This is a genomic window from Streptomyces sp. AC558_RSS880, from assembly GCF_019049255.1.
Classification (GTDB): Bacteria; Actinomycetota; Actinomycetes; order Streptomycetales; family Streptomycetaceae; genus Streptomyces.
Window position 1 is genome coordinate 76,031 of record NZ_JAGMUJ010000191.1, and the last position, 17,205, is coordinate 93,235.

14 protein-coding genes are annotated in these 17,205 nt (G+C 70.0%); 10 read left to right on the forward strand and 4 right to left on the reverse strand.

The window, feature by feature from the left end; translation table 11 throughout:
* Nucleotides 1-124 precede the first annotated feature (124 nt).
* The gene (locus tag KUM38_RS40170; protein ID WP_217137083.1) at nucleotides 125-3,034 is read left to right on the forward strand and encodes a hypothetical protein; all 2,910 of its coding nucleotides are present in this window, start codon (nucleotides 125-127) and stop codon (nucleotides 3,032-3,034) included.
* Between the two features lie 176 nt (nucleotides 3,035-3,210).
* A complete protein-coding gene (locus KUM38_RS40175) occupies nucleotides 3,211-3,984 on the forward strand; it encodes a hypothetical protein (protein ID WP_217137084.1) in 774 nt (257 codons plus the stop codon).
* Between the two features lie 53 nt (nucleotides 3,985-4,037).
* Here the strand turns inward: KUM38_RS40175 and KUM38_RS40180 are convergent, their stop codons facing one another.
* Entirely contained in the window at nucleotides 4,038-5,507 is a 1,470-nt protein-coding gene (locus KUM38_RS40180) for an aldehyde dehydrogenase family protein (protein WP_217137085.1), read from the reverse strand.
* A 29-nt stretch (nucleotides 5,508-5,536) separates the two neighbouring features.
* Nucleotides 5,537-6,283, reverse strand: coding sequence for an aquaporin (locus tag KUM38_RS40185; RefSeq protein ID WP_217137086.1), 747 nt, complete (start codon nucleotides 6,281-6,283; stop codon nucleotides 5,537-5,539).
* Between the two features lie 223 nt (nucleotides 6,284-6,506).
* Between KUM38_RS40185 and KUM38_RS40190 the strand changes: the two genes are divergently transcribed.
* From KUM38_RS40190 to KUM38_RS40225, 8 genes are all read left to right on the forward strand, one after another.
* Nucleotides 6,507-8,204 (forward strand): IclR family transcriptional regulator C-terminal domain-containing protein, encoded by a 1,698-nt coding sequence (locus KUM38_RS40190; RefSeq protein ID WP_217137087.1) that lies wholly within the window; start codon nucleotides 6,507-6,509, stop codon nucleotides 8,202-8,204.
* 143 nt (nucleotides 8,205-8,347) lie between these two features.
* Entirely contained in the window at nucleotides 8,348-9,181 is an 834-nt protein-coding gene (locus tag KUM38_RS40195) for an SDR family oxidoreductase (protein ID WP_217137088.1), read from the forward strand.
* Between the two features lie 190 nt (nucleotides 9,182-9,371).
* Nucleotides 9,372-10,319: a hypothetical protein gene (locus KUM38_RS40200; RefSeq protein ID WP_217137089.1), complete on the forward strand. Its 948-nt coding sequence runs from the start codon at nucleotides 9,372-9,374 to the stop codon at nucleotides 10,317-10,319.
* A 215-nt stretch (nucleotides 10,320-10,534) separates the two neighbouring features.
* A complete protein-coding gene (locus tag KUM38_RS40205) occupies nucleotides 10,535-11,383 on the forward strand; it encodes a helix-turn-helix transcriptional regulator (protein WP_217137175.1) in 849 nt (282 codons plus the stop codon).
* On the forward strand, nucleotides 11,380-11,586 hold the full coding sequence (locus KUM38_RS40210; protein WP_217137090.1) for a DUF397 domain-containing protein: 207 nt from the start codon (nucleotides 11,380-11,382) through the stop codon (nucleotides 11,584-11,586). The genes KUM38_RS40205 and KUM38_RS40210 overlap by 4 nt, the downstream gene beginning before the upstream one ends.
* A gap of 239 nt (nucleotides 11,587-11,825) precedes the next feature.
* Nucleotides 11,826-12,197 (forward strand): hypothetical protein, encoded by a 372-nt coding sequence (locus KUM38_RS40215; protein ID WP_254398500.1) that lies wholly within the window; start codon nucleotides 11,826-11,828, stop codon nucleotides 12,195-12,197.
* On the forward strand, nucleotides 12,181-15,210 hold the full coding sequence (locus tag KUM38_RS40220) for an orotidine 5'-phosphate decarboxylase / HUMPS family protein (RefSeq protein ID WP_217137092.1): 3,030 nt from the start codon (nucleotides 12,181-12,183) through the stop codon (nucleotides 15,208-15,210). The genes KUM38_RS40215 and KUM38_RS40220 overlap by 17 nt, the downstream gene beginning before the upstream one ends.
* A 62-nt stretch (nucleotides 15,211-15,272) precedes the next feature.
* Nucleotides 15,273-15,698 carry a GNAT family N-acetyltransferase gene (locus tag KUM38_RS40225; protein WP_217137093.1) on the forward strand — a complete coding sequence of 142 codons (426 nt, stop codon included), beginning with the start codon at nucleotides 15,273-15,275 and terminating at the stop codon, nucleotides 15,696-15,698.
* Here the strand turns inward: KUM38_RS40225 and KUM38_RS40230 are convergent.
* Together KUM38_RS40230 and KUM38_RS40235 are read right to left on the reverse strand one after the other, a co-directional pair.
* Complete coding sequence (locus KUM38_RS40230) at nucleotides 15,677-16,519, reverse strand: inositol monophosphatase family protein (RefSeq protein WP_217137094.1); 843 nt, start codon at nucleotides 16,517-16,519, stop codon at nucleotides 15,677-15,679. The genes KUM38_RS40225 and KUM38_RS40230 overlap by 22 nt on opposite strands.
* Nucleotides 16,520-16,852: 333 nt before the next feature.
* Nucleotides 16,853-17,134: a hypothetical protein gene (locus KUM38_RS40235; protein ID WP_217137095.1), complete on the reverse strand. Its 282-nt coding sequence runs from the start codon at nucleotides 17,132-17,134 to the stop codon at nucleotides 16,853-16,855.
* Between the last annotated feature and the right edge of the window lie 71 nt (nucleotides 17,135-17,205).

The window sequence follows — 17,205 nt, forward strand, 5'->3', positions numbered from 1 at the left end:
GAGCATCTCGCCCGGCTCTCCCGGCGGACGAAGAGCCCCGGGTCCGGTCGGTCGTCATGAGGGTCGAGGCGCGTGACAACTCCCGCGTGTACATGGCGGGCGGAGACCAGCACATCGCGGGCGCATGAGCGCACCCTCCCGCGATCCGGACCCGACCGGCGTACGGATCGAAGCTCAAGCCCGTGACAACGCCAAGGTCTACATAGCGGGCAGGGACATCCACATCACCCAGTCCGGCTCGGCGGCCGACGACGAGCATGACCCTTACAGGGACATGGTCGACGCTCTTCGGGTGTTCACCGGCCCGTTGTTCCTGCTCTGCGGATGCGTGGCGCTCATCGGGGCGGGGCTGCTCGGTCCGGAGAATCCGGGTGGCAGCCTCACCGCACTGGTACTGCTGGTGGCGGGCTCGAGCGGACTTCCCATGGCGCTCGCCCTGACGCGTCGCCGCTACTGGCGCCGGCAGCACATCCGGCTGCTGAACAGCCCCGCGCTCATGCGCCGTCACGACCGGCGGCTGGACCACGCGGCGCGGCATCTCGCGAGCGCACTGCGTGCGCAGTGGGAGGCCGAGGAGAGGCTGCGCAAGGTGCAGCATCCCAGTCCGCTGCCGGTTCGCTGGAGCACCGAGGACCGGCTTTCCGACCACTGGTCGAGCGTGCGCGGGGACGTCGGGTGCGACACGCCGTTGGACCTCGCGGGCGGCTTCGCCTCCGTCGCCGAGACATACGCCCGGGTGCCTTCCGGCAGGCTGCTCGTGGTCGGTGGCCAGGGTGCCGGAAAGTCCGTACTCGCCCTGCGGTTCGCGCTGGACCACCTCCGCCGGGCCGGGCCGGGCGGCCGTGTTCCGGTGATTCTTCCGTTGGCGTCCTGGGATCCGACCAGCCAGGACCTGGAGTCCTGGGCGGCGGCGCGGCTGATGCTCGACCATGCCTGGCTGGCGGCCCGCACCGCCCGGGGGACCGCCCTCGCTGTCGAACTTCTGCGGAGCGGAAGGCTGTTGCCGGTTCTCGACGGCTTCGACGAGATACGTTCCGAGGCACGTCCCGAGGCCGTTCGGCGACTGCGCGCTTCACTTGGGCACGCGGACCCCGTCGTCGTCACCAGCCGGGTCGACGAGTTCGACACCGCCGTCGCCTCGGCGGGCTTCCTGCTGCCCGCCACCGCGGCCGTCCGTCTGCTGCCCCTGGGCCTGGACGACGTGGCCGAACATCTGCGCCGCACCACGCGCAGGACGGTCACCGGTGACCTGGTGTCCACCAAGTGGGACCGGGTGTTCGCCCGGCTGCGCGAGGGCGCCGGCGACGCACACGTCGAGCGGTTGCGCAACGTCCTGACCACTCCCCTCATGGCCTCGCTGGCGCGCACCGCGTACAGCGAGACCGCCAGGGACCCGTCCGAACTCCTGGACCGCGCCGCCTTCCCGACCGAGACGTCGGTCGAGGACCACCTGCTGGACCAGTTCGTCCCGGCGGTCTACGACCGGCCGGAGCAGGCGACCCGGTGGCTGGTGTTCCTCGCCCGGCGGCTCGAGGCCCAGGGCACGCAGGACCTGGCGTGGTGGCAGTTCGGCCGGCGCGCCGCGGGCGTCCTGCGGACGCTCGGGGTGGTGTCGGCACTCGCCGTGTCCACCGCCGTCATGTGGTGGTTGTTCGACGACGCACCGGCTTCGTTCTTCTTCGGTCTGCCGGTGTGGGTTCCGGTGGGGCTCATGGGTCTCGTGTCGGTGGCCGACATGGCGGTCGGGACGCGGGGACATGTGTCCTTGCCCCACCGGTTCCGACGCCCCGCGTCGACCGGCCGTTTCCTGCTGGGTGCCGCGGCAGGGCTCGCCCTGGTCCTGACGTGCGGTCTCTGGCTGTTCGACGCCGGCGTCGTCCTGGTGCTGCTCCTGGTGCCCTACGCCGCCGTGCTGAGCTCCGTCCTGCATCCCGCGGTCCCCCTGGCCACCGCGCGCAGCCCGAGATGGGTGCTGCGCCAGGACCGCAGAGCCACTGTCTTCTCCCTCGGGCTGGGGAACCTGTCGGCGGGCGGCGGCCCCTGTCTGAGGGCCGCCGTGCCCGTGCTGTTCCCCGTCGTCGCCCTGACGACCTGGAAGGCCGGCGCGGGCCGCGACGCCGTCGATCCCGTCGACTGGGCCGTCGGCATCGGTGCCTCGTCCGCCGCCCTGGCGGTGTTCGCCGTGAGCGTCTCCGCCTGGGGCGTCTTCGCAGCAGCCAGAGTGCGGCCGTGGCTCGCCGGGCAGGTGCCCTGGGAGCTGATGGATTTCCTCGAGGACGCCCACCGCCGCGGCATTCTGCGGCAGTCCGGCGCGTACTACCGGTTCCGGCATGCCCGGCTGCAGAAGAGGCTCGCCGGCCGTGCTGCGGCTCAGCTCCCTCCGCCCCCTCCCGCACCGGCACGGCGACCCCGTCAGCCGCTCCTGGCCGCTGCCGGCGCACGGGGACGGACGGCCGGGTTCTCCCTGTGGTCCCTCGTGGTCCTGGCCGGTCTCACGGTGAGCTCCCTCCGCATGTCGGAAGGACCCCCCGGACCACGTGTGCTGATCAGGCCGGGCTGCGAACTGCTCGACCGGGAGGCTCTCACGGCCGTCCTCCCCGAGCCGGACATCGTCGGCGAGCCGGACGGCGGCGGCATGTGCTGGTGGACCAACGAGCGGCCGGTCCCGGGACGGCCGGATGTGCAGGTCGAGGCACGGGTGCTCGCCCCCTCCCTCCGGTACAGCGCAGTGCAGTACGCGGAGAAGCACTTCCGGTCGGAGGTGCGGGTGAAGGAGACGAAGTACGACCCACCGACATCCGACAACGTTCACCGACCCCAGTACACCGGACACCCGGAAGGGCTGGGAGACGAAGCCTTCACGGTGATCCACGTCAGGGACTCCGCCATGGCCGAAACCGTGGTACGCGTCGACAACGTCGTGCTCGTCATCACCTACACGGTCGACGCCCGGGACGACGACGGGACGCCGGCGCGCCTGGCCCGCACCACCGAGAACCTGGCGCGTGTCGCCGTGAGCAACCTTGACCCATAGCTATGGGATGGCGCCCGCCGCGAGGGCGTCCGGCTCGCGCTGATCCGTCTTGCCGCCGCACCGCTCGCCGACGGGCGCGCGTCACGTCGTCCGCGGCCTTCCCCACCCTCGCCCGCACATCTCGAGCCTTGACCGCATACAGTCAGCGAGGTTCAACAGGGGAGGGAAACCCGCACGTGAAGCACCGCATCACCCGCCGCGCCGCCACCGCGTTACTGTGCGCCGCCACCACCGTGATCATCACCGGCTGCGGCCCGGACGGTACCGGGGCCGACGCGAAGAGCACCGCGTCGGCGTCCGGGACGAAGCACGCGTTCGGCACCATGACACCCGAACAGATCGACCATCAGGCCCGGGAAGCCCTCGGGAACACCACCAGCATGCGCTTCACCGGCAAGGCCGACATCGACGGCCGGCAGATGGAGGTCGACCTGGCCATGGACGTCCACGGCTCCTGCAACGGCACGGTGGACACCTCCCCCGGCGCCATGCGCATCATCAAGAAGGGTTCCCTCGTCCACGTCAAGGCCGAGGAGGACTTCTGGCGGGCCACCTTCAGCCGCGGGATGACGGCCGAGCAGGCCGAGGAGATGGTCGCCCTCTTCACTGGCCGCTGGATCAAGCCCCCCAGAGGGATGTCGGAGATCCTCGGGCGCGTGTGCGGCGGTTTCGACGCCCTGCTCGGGGGACTGGATCCCGTGTCCGACGGAAGCGCCACCCGCGAGGCCGACGCCACCGTGGGCGGCCGGCCGGTCGCCGTGCTCACCGAGAGGACCACGACCGAGACCACGACCGTCTACATCGCCAAGGAGGGCGAGCCCCACCTCCTGCGGGCCACGGCCACAGGCGGTGATGTGTCCATGGACCTCACCTTCACCGACCACGACAAGCCCGTCGACACCACTCCGCCGCCGCCCGACCAGGTCCTCGATCCCACCACGCTCCGCTGATCCCGCGTGCGCGCCCGGCCGGCCGGTGAATCCGCCGGCCGGGCGCCCGTCCGTCAGATCGGGAAGTGCGCGCGGCCCCTGGCCTGCGCGGTGACCCAGCGGGTGTCGGTGAAGGCCTCGGCGCCGGCCTGTCCGCCGAAGCGGCCGTAGCCGGAGCTCTTCACTCCGCCGAAGGGGGCCTGCGGTTCGTCGGCGATGGACTGGTCGTTGACGTGGACGATGCCGGTGCGCAGCCGGCCGGCGACCTCCAGTCCCTTGGCCAGGTTCTCGGTGATGACGCCCGCGGTGAGCCCGTAGGGGGTGTCGTTGGCGAGCGTGACGGCCTCGTCGGTGCTGTCGACGACGTGGACCACGGTCGCCGGGCCGAAGATCTCGTCGTAGTAGATCTTCATCTCCTCGGTGACCCCGGTGAGGACGACCGGGCGGATCAGGGTTCCCGGTTCCTCGATCTCGCCGGTGCCCGCGGCCAGCTCCGCGCCCCGGGAGACCGCGTCCGCGACCAGCGCCGAGACCCGGCGGGCGGCGGCCTCGTTCACGACCGGGCCGACCGCGGTGCCCGGGTCGCTCGGGTCGCCGCAGGGCAGCGCCCGGACGCGGGCGGCGAACTTGGCGGTGAACTCCTCGGCGACCGTACGGTGGACGACGACCCGGTCCACGCACATGCAGATCTGGCCCGCGTTCATGAAGGAGCCGAAGACCGCGGCGTCCACCGCGTAGTCGACGTCCGCGTCCTCCAGCACCAGCAGGGGGTTCTTGCCGCCGAGTTCGAGGACGGCGGGCTTGAGGTGCTGGGCGGCCTGGACACCGATGGTGCGGCCGACCTCCGTGGAGCCGGTGAAGTTGACCATCCGCACCCGGGGGTCGGAGATCAGCGCGGAGACCACCTCGGCCGCGTCGGCGCGGTCGTTGGTGACGACGTTGAGCACGCCCGCGGGAAGCCCCGCCTCGTGCAGGACGTCCGAGATCAGCAGGCCGCAGGCGATCGGCGCGTCCTCGCTGGGCTTCATCACCACGGTGTTGCCCATCGCGAGGGGCATCGCCACCGCGCGGACGCCGAGGATGACCGGCGCGTTCCACGGCGAGATCGCGGCGATCACCCCCTTGGGCACCCGCACCTGGGTGGAGTGGACGCCGTCGGCATTGGTGGCGAGGATCTGGCCGGTCGGGCGGCTGACCTCGGCCGCCGCCTCCAGCAGGATGTCGGCGGCCAGGTGGGCGTTGAAGCCCGCCCAGGGTGCGGCGCCGCCGACCTCCGCGGCCATCAGCCGTACGACCTCCTCGGTGCGCTCGGCCATCAGTTGCGCGGCGCGCAGGAAGATGCGGCGGCGTTCGGCCGGCTTGGTCGCGGCCCACGCCTCGAACGCGGCGTCGGCGGCGTCCACGGCACGGCGTACGTCGTCCGGGGTGCCCGCGGCGACCTCCGCGCAGACGGCGCCGGTCCAGGGGTTGGTGTCGGATGCGGTGCGGCCGGAGGAGGCGGGGACCTCCTGGCCGTTGATGATCAGTCCTCGGGAGACGGACACGGGATGCTCCTGTACAGGGGATGTGGGGCTCAGGCCTGGGCGGGCGAGGGTGCGGGGCCGGTGGTCCGGCGGGTGCGCAGGGCACGGTGGGCGAGACCGACGAGAGCCGGGGCGACCACCGGCGCGATCATGTAGTTCCAGAAGTGCTCGTGCGTCCCGGAGAGCAGGGCCGGTCCGAAGGCCCGCGCCGGGTTGATGCTCGCGCCGGTCACGGTGCCCAGGGTCGCGACGACCACGCCCACCCCGATGCCGATGACCGCCGGGATCAGCGCCCCCAGGGCGGGTCTGCTCATCACCAGCGCCACCGTCACGAAGACCGCGGCGAGCGCGGAGCCCTCGACGAGGAACAGTTCGACCGTACCCGTCCCGGGTGCGGGGTGCACGGCCCCGTGCCCGACCTGGCGCACGGCCCCGCCCCACACCAGCCCGGCCAGCGCGGTACCGGCCGCGGATCCGGCGAGCTGCGCGGTGACGTACGGGAGGACGGCGCGGGACGGGAAGAGGCCGCTCGACCACAGGAACACGGTGACGCCGGGGTGCATGTGGCCCCCGGATCCGCGGCCGGGCGGCGAGTACATCAGGCCCGCGATGAGCGCGGCGACCGCGACTCCCGCGACGGCGAACAGGGTCTGGGGGTCGCCGACCGCCAGCGGCGACCCGGGGAGGGCCAGCCAGCGGATCAGGCTCACCACTGCGAAGAGAAGCACCGTGGTCAGCGCGAACTCGTACGCGCTGTGCCGGACGAGATCCGCGCGGCTCTGGGCGGAAGTGCTCATGGGAGTCCTCATCAGGGACGGGGGCAGGGCAGGGGCAGGGGCGGCTCGACGGGGTGCGTCCCGCACCACACCGGGCATTATTTTTCGCTGAGTGAACTTACTTTCATTTCCCGAGTGCGCCGAGTCTGTGTGATCGCCGGGACGCTGTCAATGGCCGGTAGCGTTCTCCCGAAGACGGGTACGGCCTCATGCGCCGGAAAGCCGACATACAGGAGGAAGTGCCATGGCGCCGGGCGTTTCGAGGGCGGCACCGGAGGCGCCGACGGCCCCCGCGTCGGCCGACTCCCCCGCGGAAGCCGCCGGCCCGCTGGAGCGCGGACTGGCCGTGCTGCGGATCGCGGCGGACGCCCCCCACCCCGTCCGCCCGGGCGATCTCGCCCGCGCGACCGGCCTGGCGCGCTCGACCGTGGATCGGATCACCGCGACCCTGACCCACCTCGACCACCTGCGCGCCGTGGGACGCGACCTCGTGCCCGCCCCGCGCCTGATGGAATTCGGCAACGCCTACCTGCGCGCGAGCGGCATGTCCCAGGCGCTGCGGCCGAGCCTGGAGCGGCTGGCCCGCACCCTCGACGAGTCGGTCTCGGCGATCGTCCTCGACGGCTGCGACGCACGCATCGTCGGCAAGGCCGTCCCGCCCGGCCGGATGATCCCCCTGGGCTTCCGCGTCGGCGACCTGCTGCCCGCCGAGCGCTGCGCGGCCGGTGCCGTACTCGCCGCCGGCTGGCAGCCCGACACGTACGACGCGTGGCGGGCCCGCCGTGCCGCGGACCCCCTGGACGAGACCTTCCCGGCCGTTCCCGCACGCCGCACCACTCCTCCCCCCGAACAGGTGGAGGCCGACTTCGCCGCCTGGACCGCGGCGGCCGACGCGGACGGCTGGGCGCTGGACGATCAACTGGTCGCCCCGGGCCTGGTCGCGGTGGCGGTCCCGGTACGCGACCCCGACGGCCGGCCCGTCTGCGCGATCAGCGTGCTCGCGCACACCAGCCGTCACAGCGGCGACGCACTGCGCGCGCACGCGCTGGCCACGATGGAGGAGGAGGCCCGACACATCGCGGACGCGTTGTACGGCACCTCGACGGAAGCCACCGCGCCGCCCGCCGCCCCCGCCTACGCCGACGCCAAGCCCGAACTGGGACCGTCCTTCCTGCAGGCACTGGCCAGGGGCCTCGCCGTCCTGACCGCGCTCGGCCGGCGGCGCGGCGGCCTCACCCTCGCCGAGGCCGCCGAGGCCGCAGGACTCTCGTACCCCAGCACCCGCCGCAACCTCCTGACGCTCCGTCAACTGGGTTACGTGGAACAGCTCGGCCGCCGCTTCCTGCCCTCCCCGCGCGTCCTGGAACTCGGCTACGCGCGGCTGTCCACCCTCACCCTCGCCGACATCGCCCAGCCCCATCTGACCGAACTGGCCGGACGGGCACGGGAGTCGGCCTCACTCGCGGTCCTCGACGGCACCGAGGTCCACTACGTGGCCCGGGCCGCCGTCCAGCAGATCACCAGCGCCCGGATCATGCCCGGCACGCGACTGCCCGCGTACGCCACCTCCATGGGCCGGGTCCTGCTCGCGGACCTGCCCGAGGCGGACCGGCGGGAACGGATCGACGCCTCGCACCCCCGGGCCCTGACCCCGCACACCCTCACCTCGCCCGACGCGCTCGGCGCCGCCCTGGACCGGGTCGCCCGTGAGGGACACGCCCTGGTCGAGCAGGAGTTGGAGGCGGGACTGCGCTCGCTGGCCGTACCGGTCCGGGACCGGAGCGGGCGAGCCGTCGGAGCCGTGAACATCGCCCTGCACGCCGGTCCCGAGCCGCCCGAGCACACCAGGGACACCCTCCTCCCCGCACTGCGCGCCTGCGCCGCCCGCATCGAGTCGGACCTGGCGGTCGCGTTCGCCGACGGCCCCGTACAGACGGGCTGATCATCCGCGCGATCACACACGCCGCCCGAAAATTCTCACCGCACCGGTCCCCGGTCACCGGCCACTCTGCTTGACCTGGACTTCGGTTGAGGTCCTAGCGTGCGGCAGACGCGATCATTGGCCGACGGCAGGAGAAGACGACGATGATCCTCGTGACGGGTGCCACCGGAAACATCGGAAGCGCTCTGGTGCGGCAGTTGCACGGGGCCGGCGCCTCACCCGTGCGAGGGCTGACCCGTGACGCCGCCCGCGCCTCGTTCCCCGACGGAGTCGAAGCCGTCGAGGGCGACCTCGCCCGGCCCGCCTCGCTGAAGCCGGCGCTGGACGGAGCACGTTCCCTGTTCCTCGTGCCGGGCATGGGCACGGACGCGGACGTTCTCGCTGCCGCCCGGCAGGCGGGTGTGGAGCACGTGGTGCTCGTGTCCTCCATCACGGTACGGACCCATCCGCACCTGCCCGCCGCCGCCGAGAACCTGGCCGTCGAGCGGCTCCTCCAGGACAGCGGGATGAACTGGACGATCCTGCGCCCGACACAGTTCGCCTCGAACGCCCTGTGGTGGGCGGAGTCGATCCGGGAGCACCGGTCGATCCGGGTGCCCTATGCGGACACCGGGCTTCCCGCCGTCCACCCGGCCGACATCGCGGCGGTGGCCCGGGCGGCGCTGACCGGGCCGGGGCACCACGGGCGGACGTACGCGCTGACCGGACCGGAACGCATCACACCCCGGCAGCAGGCCCGGGCGATCGGGGCGGCCCTGGGGGACGAGGTGTCCGTCGAGGAGATCAGCCGGGAAGAGGCACACCGGCAGATGGCCCCCTTCATGGGAGCGCAGACCGCGCACGCGGTGCTCGACCTGATGGGCGGGGACGTCAACGACGAACTGCTCACGGTGCACGACACGGTCTCGCACGTCACCGGCTCCCCGGCCCGGCCCTTCGCACAGTGGGCCGCGGAGAACGTCGCCGCGTTCCGCTGACGATCCGGCTTCCGGCGGCGTCACAGTGGCCACCGGCAGCCGCTCGCCTCGCCCCCCCGGCCGCGGAACATCAGCGGTACCGCCTTCATGCCTGAATCACACCGTTGAGCATGGCAGTTGAGAGACCATGGAGTGATCTGCGAGGAACGCGTTCACCGTGTTCGCAGCATTCGACATCCGTGAGGGAGCCATGCCTGCGTCGTCGGAGCCGAAGCCCGGCCCGGCTCATGAGCACGGGCGAGAGTGGTCGCAGCGGGCCGCGGCTTCCGGCTGGGCTTCCACCGGGGCTTCCAGCGGACTCGGCTGCTTCCCGTGGACGACGCTCACGGTGCTGATCGCCCTCGTTTCGGGGCTGTTCACCATGCTGTACAGCAGCGACGACGGGCCGGGGGATCAGAGAACCTACGTCGAGGAGATCAGCCAGGCTCGCCGGCAACTCTTCGAGGGCCAGCTCATTCACACGGACACCAGGTCCTTGGATCTTGTGGCAGGTGCGGAACCGCGCTCGTTCCGCGTCGAGGTCCTGGGCAGTTGGCGCCGCCCCGGTCCCGGTGAGACGCAGGCCCCGGTCAGCGCGGGGTCCCAGATCGGAGTGAAGCTGCACTGCTCAGGCGCCGGGGTACGGTGCACGCCGCTGTCGTCGGAGCGGCAGAGTGTCCTCTCCAGGAAGGACGGGGCGACCTGGATGTGGGACGTGAGCGCGCGGCACGCCGGGAAGGTCAGCATTGCTCTCACCGTGACCGCCTACTTCCGCGACGGCGACACCGTGCTCCTCGAGAAGCCGCCCATGGCATCGCGCGTCGAGGTGGCCGCACCGCCCGGCGACGGCAGTTGGTTCTCCTGGGTCAAGGACTCGTGGCAGTGGGTGGCGGGTGCGATCACCGGACTGGGCGGGCTCGCCGTGTCGGTGACCGCCATCGTCACCGCGGTCGTCATGGTGATCCGCCGTCGGCTTCCGGGTGCCGACACGGAGGAAGCGGGCGCCGCTGAGCGCGTGCGTGGCCCTGGTTCGCGACCGAGGACACGGTCGACGCGAGAGGGCCGTTCGCGTCTCGGCCGTCCACACACGCGGTCGACTGTCGTCAGGAGCCTTCCTCCCAGCCGTCGGAGAGACGCTCAACGCGAACCGCGCGAGTGACAACCCGCAAGGCGACGAGCCCTGGGGGTGCACCCTGTCCATCGAGCGGTGCCTGTGGGTGTACGGGATTCCGTACGGCTGTTGTACGGGTCCGGGGCCGTGCCCACGTCGTTGCGGCTCGCGTTGGACAAGGTCCCGGCGGCCGGGTTGGGCGCCGCCGCAGTGCGGGTGGGCGGGTGCGTTCCGGGACGGAAGGGCGTGAGGGTGTGAGCACGGTGCGGGAGACGCGGGGCGGTCGGGCGGCGAAGGCGAAGGAGGAGGGCGGCGATCTACCGGGGGCGTGGGCGGCGTACGGAAGGTTGCTCCAGCATCTGCGCAAGCGGGCCGGGTTGAACCAGCAGCAGCTCGGGGAGGCCATCGACTACTCGCTGGAGCAGGTCGCCTCGGTCGAGCAGGGGCGGCGGCCGGCGAAGGCGGCGTTCACGCGGGCGGCGGACCGGGTGCTGGAGGCGGGTGGGGTTCTGGAGGTGCTCCAGGACGAGGTGGACCGGGCGAAACTGCCGCGTTTCTTCCGCAACTTCGCGCTCATCGAGGCGGAGGCGGTGAGCCGTTTCTCTTACGATCCGCTGCTGGTACCGGGGTTGTTGCAGACGGAGGGGTACGCACGGGCCCTGTTCGCCGGTCACTGTCCTCCGCTGAGCGAGGAGACCATCGACCAGCACACAGAAGCGCGGCTGAGTCGGCAGAAGCTGCTGACGCGGGTACCGCTCGCCGAGTTGTCGTTCATCATCGGGGAGGAGGCGCTGCGGAATCCGGTGGGCGACAGAGAGGTCATGCGCGAGCAGTGGCAACACCTGTTGAAAGTAAGTGCGTTGCGCAACGTTGAGGTGCAGGTCATGCCTGCCGCGCCCGGGTTCCACTCCGGCCTGAACGGGCCGTTCGTCGTACTGGAGACCAGTGGACACCAGCACCTCGGATACATCGAGTCTCAGGAAGTCGGGTGCGTCGTCCATGATCCAGCAGAGGTCAGCGCCTTCGGGTTGCGGTATGGCAAGCTGCGATCGCAGGCTCTGAACGCTGTCGAGTCTGCGCGGCTGATCGAACGGCTGGTGGGAGAGACATGAGCGTGGAGCAGGTATCCGAGAACGTGAACGGGCTGCACTGGTTCAAGAGCAGCTACAGCGGGTCGGGCGGCGGCGACTGCGTGGAGGTGGCCACCGGTCCCGGCGCCGTGTACGTGCGGGACTCGAAAGCCCTGTGTGACGGGACCATGCTACAGATCGGCCGGGACGAGTGGGCCACGTTCGTGGCGCTCATGGCCGTGTAGCACCGCTGGGACTTCTAAGCGCGACAGCGGGCTGGTCCGAGTCACTTCAGGTGACTCGGACCAGCCCGCTGTCATGCCGCCCGCTCGGAAGAGGGAGCCTTCGGTGTGCTTCGGTGCCGAACTGTGGTCCTGCAGCTTCAACACTTCTATCGTGTTGCCGCACTCTCACTCGACGTTCAGGGGGTTCGGTGGATCCTGCGACCTTGGCATCAACCGCAGCGGCTGCATTGGTCGGGGCCATGGCAACCGACACGTGGCAGCACGCGCGCACCGCCGTCGTGGACTTATGGCGGCGCGCTTTTCCTCAGCGGGCCGACACGATCGAAGCAGAACTGGTCGGAGTCCGTGAAGAAATCCAGTCGGCCCGCCAGGCGGGCGACGACAGCACAGAACAAGAGCTCGCGGAGGACTGGCAGCGCAGACTCATGCGTTTGCTGCGTCAGGACCCAGGTCTGGGAGAGGAGTTACAGCGCATACTCGACGACGTGCTACGACCGTCTCTTTCAGCTTCCGATGAGGAACGTGTCCGTTCCCTCGTCATGAATGCGACGGCTTCCGGAAGCAGCCGCGTCTACCAAGCCGCTCGGGACATCCATGTCACCGAGAGCTGAAGAGGTTCCCGAGGGAAGGGCGGACAGAGGCGAGGAGGAACACCGGATCGTTCTCCGGGCGCAAGCCTCCGACTCGGGCCGTACCTACCAGGCCGCCGGGGACATCAACGTCTTCGAGGCAGGTCCGGGCACGTCGGTCACCGAGATCGAACTGGACCGAGTGGCAACCGAATCCACGGCTCGCACCCGGTCACTCGTCGCCTCTCTTACGTCGTACGCACCGGCTGACCTCACCTACCGACCGCCCTCGGACGCGATCGGCGTACTGACCTCGTTCCTGGAATCACCGTCGCGCGTGTTCGTCCTCAAAGGACCACCGGGTTCCGGCAAGACCGCCTTGACCTACCACCTGGCGGATCGGATGGGGCCTGACGTCAGCTTCCAACTGCATTCGGCCGATTCTTGGGACCTGCCCCGGTTCGAGCTGGCCGCAGAGATCCTGCGCTACGCATCGGTGCCGCGTTCGGACGACTCGTTACTCACCCTGGAGCGGGCCGGCGTCCGTCTCGATCGACCATGCGTAGTGGTCGTCGACGGCATAGCCTCCCAGAGCCGATTCGACGCGGTGGCCCTGCAGGTGGACCGCATCCTCCGCCAGGTCACTACACCCGCTCTGCGTTTCCTCCTGGTTGTGCGGACTCCCCCGGACATCGAGATGTCGGCCTATCCGGTGCTCTCCGCCACTGTCTACAGTCAGTCCGCCGCCCGCCCACGCGGAACCTCCTACCAGCTCGTGCCCTGGAGCACAGCCGAGGCGCGAGTGGCCTGGAACCAGTCACGCAAGCCGCGTGAGACCGTCTTCAGCGAACTGCCGGCCGCCGTCCGCCAGCTAGCCCGGCTTCCTCTGTACATGAAACTGCTGAAGGCTGCCGGGCTCGACTCGGCAGACGGCGAAATCAACGGTTACCGGCTGGTCGATCACTGTGTGGCCGCTGTACTGCCGGCCTCCGGACATGATCGGGTGGATCTTTCAGAAGCTCTGGCCGACGCCGCCCTCCAGGCGACTCCGGAGCTCGTTCCTTCCCCTCTCCGATCGTTACAGCCTGCGTCCTCCCAACCCACAAGCCCTTTCGGCGTGGAGGCACCTCCTCTCGTCCACAGCGGAGCGGACGGAGCTCCCGTCTTCATCCACGATGTGGTCCGGGAGTACTTCCTGGCTACCAGGATCACAGCACTCCTGGAGGACCAGGGCAGGTCGTCGTCAACGGTTACCGCTGTCAATGAGCTGGCCAAGAAGGCCATGGGGTCCGCGGCCGCCCGAGGTGTCTTCGAGTTCACCGTCTACGGTCTGGACCGCTCGGCGCCCGACCTGCTGGCCGCCGTCATGGTGTCACCCGCGGTGCACGTCGGTTCCACCCTGCCTCTCGTCCTGGGCCTGGTCGCTCGGGGCGGGGTGCGGTTCGCCGACGAGCACGTACTGCGGGTGTGCACGCGAAGGTGCCGACGTGAGGCGTCCGCGGAGTTGGCCAAGTCACTGCTCGCCGTCCCAGCGGTCGCCGATGCCCTGGCGGCGGAGTATGCCCCTTGGCTCGCGGAGCTGCTGAGGCAGTTCGGCCCGGCGGTATGGCCGCAGCTCGTGACCGCCATCGAGCGATCCCTCGACGCCCAGGGCATCAGGCGGCTGCTGAACGCGGTCGACCTGAGGCATGCGGACGAGGCCACCTTCTTCGCCCGCTACTACTACGTGTTCCTGTCCTCCGAAGCCGATTCGGCCGCGGAATCACTCGACACCTTCCTGGAACATCCGGACTGGCGCGTGCGGGCGGCTCTCGCCGACGGCATCCGGGACAAGCAATCACCTCGGGCAGAATCGGCGCGGATCATCATGGACCGGTTGGCCTACGACGCGGACTACAAGGTCCGCGCCGCAGCGGCCCGGGCCATCGGGCAGGCCGGCTCGGAGCTGGCCGAGCACCACCTCGGGGCCCTGCTCACGGACGACAACTGGCATGTGCGGAGCAACGTTCTACAAGGGCTCCTCTCCGGAAGCGGCGAGCCCGCCGATGCCCGCCCCGCCACCGTCATGGCCCTCGATCTGCTCCGTTCCGAGCCCGGCTGGCAGCAGTGTCCCGCCCAGATCGCCACCCACTACGAGCGCCTGCTCCTCCTGAGCGGTGTGCCTGGCCGGAACCCGGAATCGGCCGGCCGGACACGCGCCCTGTTCGAACTCCTGCGTGAAGCACGCACCGGTTGGACCTCACTTGCCGGCGAGGTGCGGGACACCTTGGTCGCAGAAGGGCTGAGTGTGCCGAGCTGGCTCGTCCGACGGGAAGCCAAGGCCTTCGCACGCCCTTATTCGGGCTCCGGGGCGGTCTCGTCAGCTTCCTCGTTGGCTGCTCCATCGCCTCCCGACGCCTATCGGCGGTTACGCGGCGGCAGATCCATCCAGATCGCGCTCGACCTGCACGACCTGGACCAGGCAGTCGAAGTGGCACGGGCCGTGGCCGCGGCAGGTGCCGAGTTCATCGAGGTCGGCGATCCATTGATCAAAACGGTGGGTGTCACCGCCGTGGAGCGGATCAAACGAGCCGTCCCCAACACCACCGTCGTCGCGGAGATGATGTCGGCCGACTGGGGACGCGACCAAGTGGTGCTGGCGGCCGAATACGGAGCCGACGTGGTCTTCCTCATCGGGCCGGCCACCACCGCAAGCGTGTCGGCGGCCGTCGACGCGGGGCGGCGGCTGGGCGTCCCCATTCTGCTGGACGTACCGTCCGGACATGCCTCTGCCCACTGGATCGCCGACATGGAACAGGCCGGCGTGGACGGCTTCGCCATCACCACCAACATCGACATCGGAGTCGGGAGCAACCATCCCCTGGCCCGCTCTCAGGCGCTCCGCAGCTGGACGAGGCTTCCGGTCGCCGTTTCCGGCGGTTTCAGCTCGACCGACCGGACGGTGCTACGCAGCCCCGAGTGGGACGTACTCATCGTCGGCCGCAGCGTCACGGAGGCCACCCACCCCACAACCGCCGCCCGTTTGCTGACCCAATTGATCCACCAACCGGAGTGAGACCCGCCGCCATGCATGTCACCCCCCTTCGCCAAGACCTGATCCCTGATGTCATCAAGCTGATGGAACAGGGAGCCCCTTACATCCGCCCCCGTACCGCGTCGGACTACTGGCTGTACGCGCACCTTTTCGCCTCCTCGTGCCCGGTCGCCCTGATCGACGGAGAAGTGGCTGGTGCGGTCATGGCGTTCCGCAGTCAAGAAGATCCTGCGGAGGTCTACATCCAGGACGTGATGACCAGTCCCGGCCACCGCAGGCTCGGCGTGGCGAAGGCCTTGCTGGAACACGTACGGCTGCGGGCCGTCTCCTGGGACTGTTCCCGTGTCTACTTGACGTCCGAACCTGAGAACACCGACGCTCAGGCCACATGGCTTTCGCTCGGTTTCCACAATGTGCCGGGGGAGATGGAGGTGAACGGCGTCTCGGTCCGCAGGGACTTCAAGGGCCCCGGCAAGCACCGGGCCGTCTACCAACTACTGGTGTCCTGATCTGCCCTGATATCCGTGGTGACGACGTGCTTCTCGATGCCGTCGAAGAGCACGTCAGCCGCCGCCAATACCCCTGTGCCCAGTGGTCTCACCCGTGCACCCGCTTCGCTTGCGATGAGCCGCCCCGCCGCCCAGTCCCAGCGTGAGGCCCGGTCCTCGAAATAGGCGTCCAGGCGGCCGGCTGCAACCCAGCACAGGGCCAGTGCGGTGGAACCGAGCATGCGGATACCTGCCACACCGCCCACCAGGCCGGCCATCCGCGCGCCCTGCTCTCTGCGGTGAGAGACGTCATAGGCGTACCCGGTGGCGACCAGCGCGTCATCCAGAGCGCTAGCCGGCGGGCCGTTGAGGCGTTCCTCTCCCAGGAAGGCACCTTGTCCTTCCATCGCGGAGAAGAGTTCGTCGTGCAGCGGGTCGAGCACCACGCCGACGACGGGCGCCCAACGCCCTTCACGTCGCTGTTCGCAGGCGACGCTGACACCCCAGAAGGTATGACCGCGCAGGTAGTTGACCGTGCCGTCGAGCGGATCCACCACCCATCGCAACCGGCTCTGCCCGGCCTCGTCGCTTCCTTCCTCGGCGAGGATGCCGTCGTCGGGGCGATGCCGACGCAGCCAGCCGGTGATCGCCGCCTCACTCGCGAGATCAGCACCGCTCACCGGGTCGGTGTGTGCCTGTTTGTAGTGGACGTCGGTCACGGCTCTGAACGCACGCAGCAGCTCCTCCCCTCCCGAACGAGCCGCTTGCTGCGCTGCTGCCAGGCAGTCCTGCAACTCCTGCTGGTTCAGTACCGATTGTTGTTCCACTTCCGCAAGGCTCATGGGTGGGAGGGAACAGGACGGCTCCAAGACACGCAAGTCCATCGATCCGGTCTGTGGCCGCGTGTCGGGTGCCGGACGCGCGAAAGGGCGCGAATTCTTTGGCTCCATGAAACCAATCCTGTGTGCGCGGGGTTGACCTGACCAGGTCGGACAGCCGTACCAGAAGAGCTCGTACGGCTCCTGTACGGGTTGACAGGGCTGGAGCAGTGATCTACGCCCGACACCATGCCGCTTGGGCGACAGACTCCCGATGGCCTCGTCCGAGAATTCCGAGTGGGACGATTGTCAGCCCAGTGCATTGGCCGGCAGAAGTTGTTCGAGGCGCTGGGGTCGTCATGCCTCGATGCGCAGCCAAGTGTCGCCCGTGCGAAGCCAGAGGACGCCGTCACGGCCCTGGCCAAAGCGCATGACGACCCGGCCGGGTACATGGAGCGCGCGGCGACCGGTCGCCGTCCAGGTGGTGCCGTCGAACTCGGCCCGGCTGAGTTCGACGGTCCGCCGGTTGTGGTCGCGGCGGGTCAGCACGGTTCGGTCGTCGCGGACAGCGAAGCCGTCCGGTTGGTGAACAGGAAACGGCGAACTGCTCACGGTGCACGACACGGTCCGGCGGGTCACCGGCTCTCCGGCTGGGGTCTTCCGGCAGTAGGCTGCGGAGAACGTCGCCGCGTTCCGCTGACGGTCCGGCG

Coding starts and splice junctions, on each gene's coding strand:
- KUM38_RS40210 (WP_217137090.1), top strand. CDS start 11,380: ATGAGCGTGGAGCAGGTATCCGAGAACGTGAACGGGCTGCACTGGTTC.
- KUM38_RS40195 (WP_217137088.1), top strand. CDS start 8,348: ATGATCCTCGTGACGGGTGCCACCGGAAACATCGGAAGCGCTCTGGTG.
- KUM38_RS40170 (WP_217137083.1), top strand. CDS start 125: ATGAGCGCACCCTCCCGCGATCCGGACCCGACCGGCGTACGGATCGAA.
- KUM38_RS40185 (WP_217137086.1), bottom strand. CDS start 6,283: ATGAGCACTTCCGCCCAGAGCCGCGCGGATCTCGTCCGGCACAGCGCG.
- KUM38_RS40225 (WP_217137093.1), top strand. CDS start 15,273: ATGGAACAGGGAGCCCCTTACATCCGCCCCCGTACCGCGTCGGACTAC.
- KUM38_RS40220 (WP_217137092.1), top strand. CDS start 12,181: ATGTCACCGAGAGCTGAAGAGGTTCCCGAGGGAAGGGCGGACAGAGGC.
- KUM38_RS40190 (WP_217137087.1), top strand. CDS start 6,507: ATGGCGCCGGGCGTTTCGAGGGCGGCACCGGAGGCGCCGACGGCCCCC.
- KUM38_RS40215 (WP_254398500.1), top strand. CDS start 11,826: ATGGCAACCGACACGTGGCAGCACGCGCGCACCGCCGTCGTGGACTTA.
- KUM38_RS40200 (WP_217137089.1), top strand. CDS start 9,372: ATGCCTGCGTCGTCGGAGCCGAAGCCCGGCCCGGCTCATGAGCACGGG.
- KUM38_RS40230 (WP_217137094.1), bottom strand. CDS start 16,519: ATGAGCCTTGCGGAAGTGGAACAACAATCGGTACTGAACCAGCAGGAG.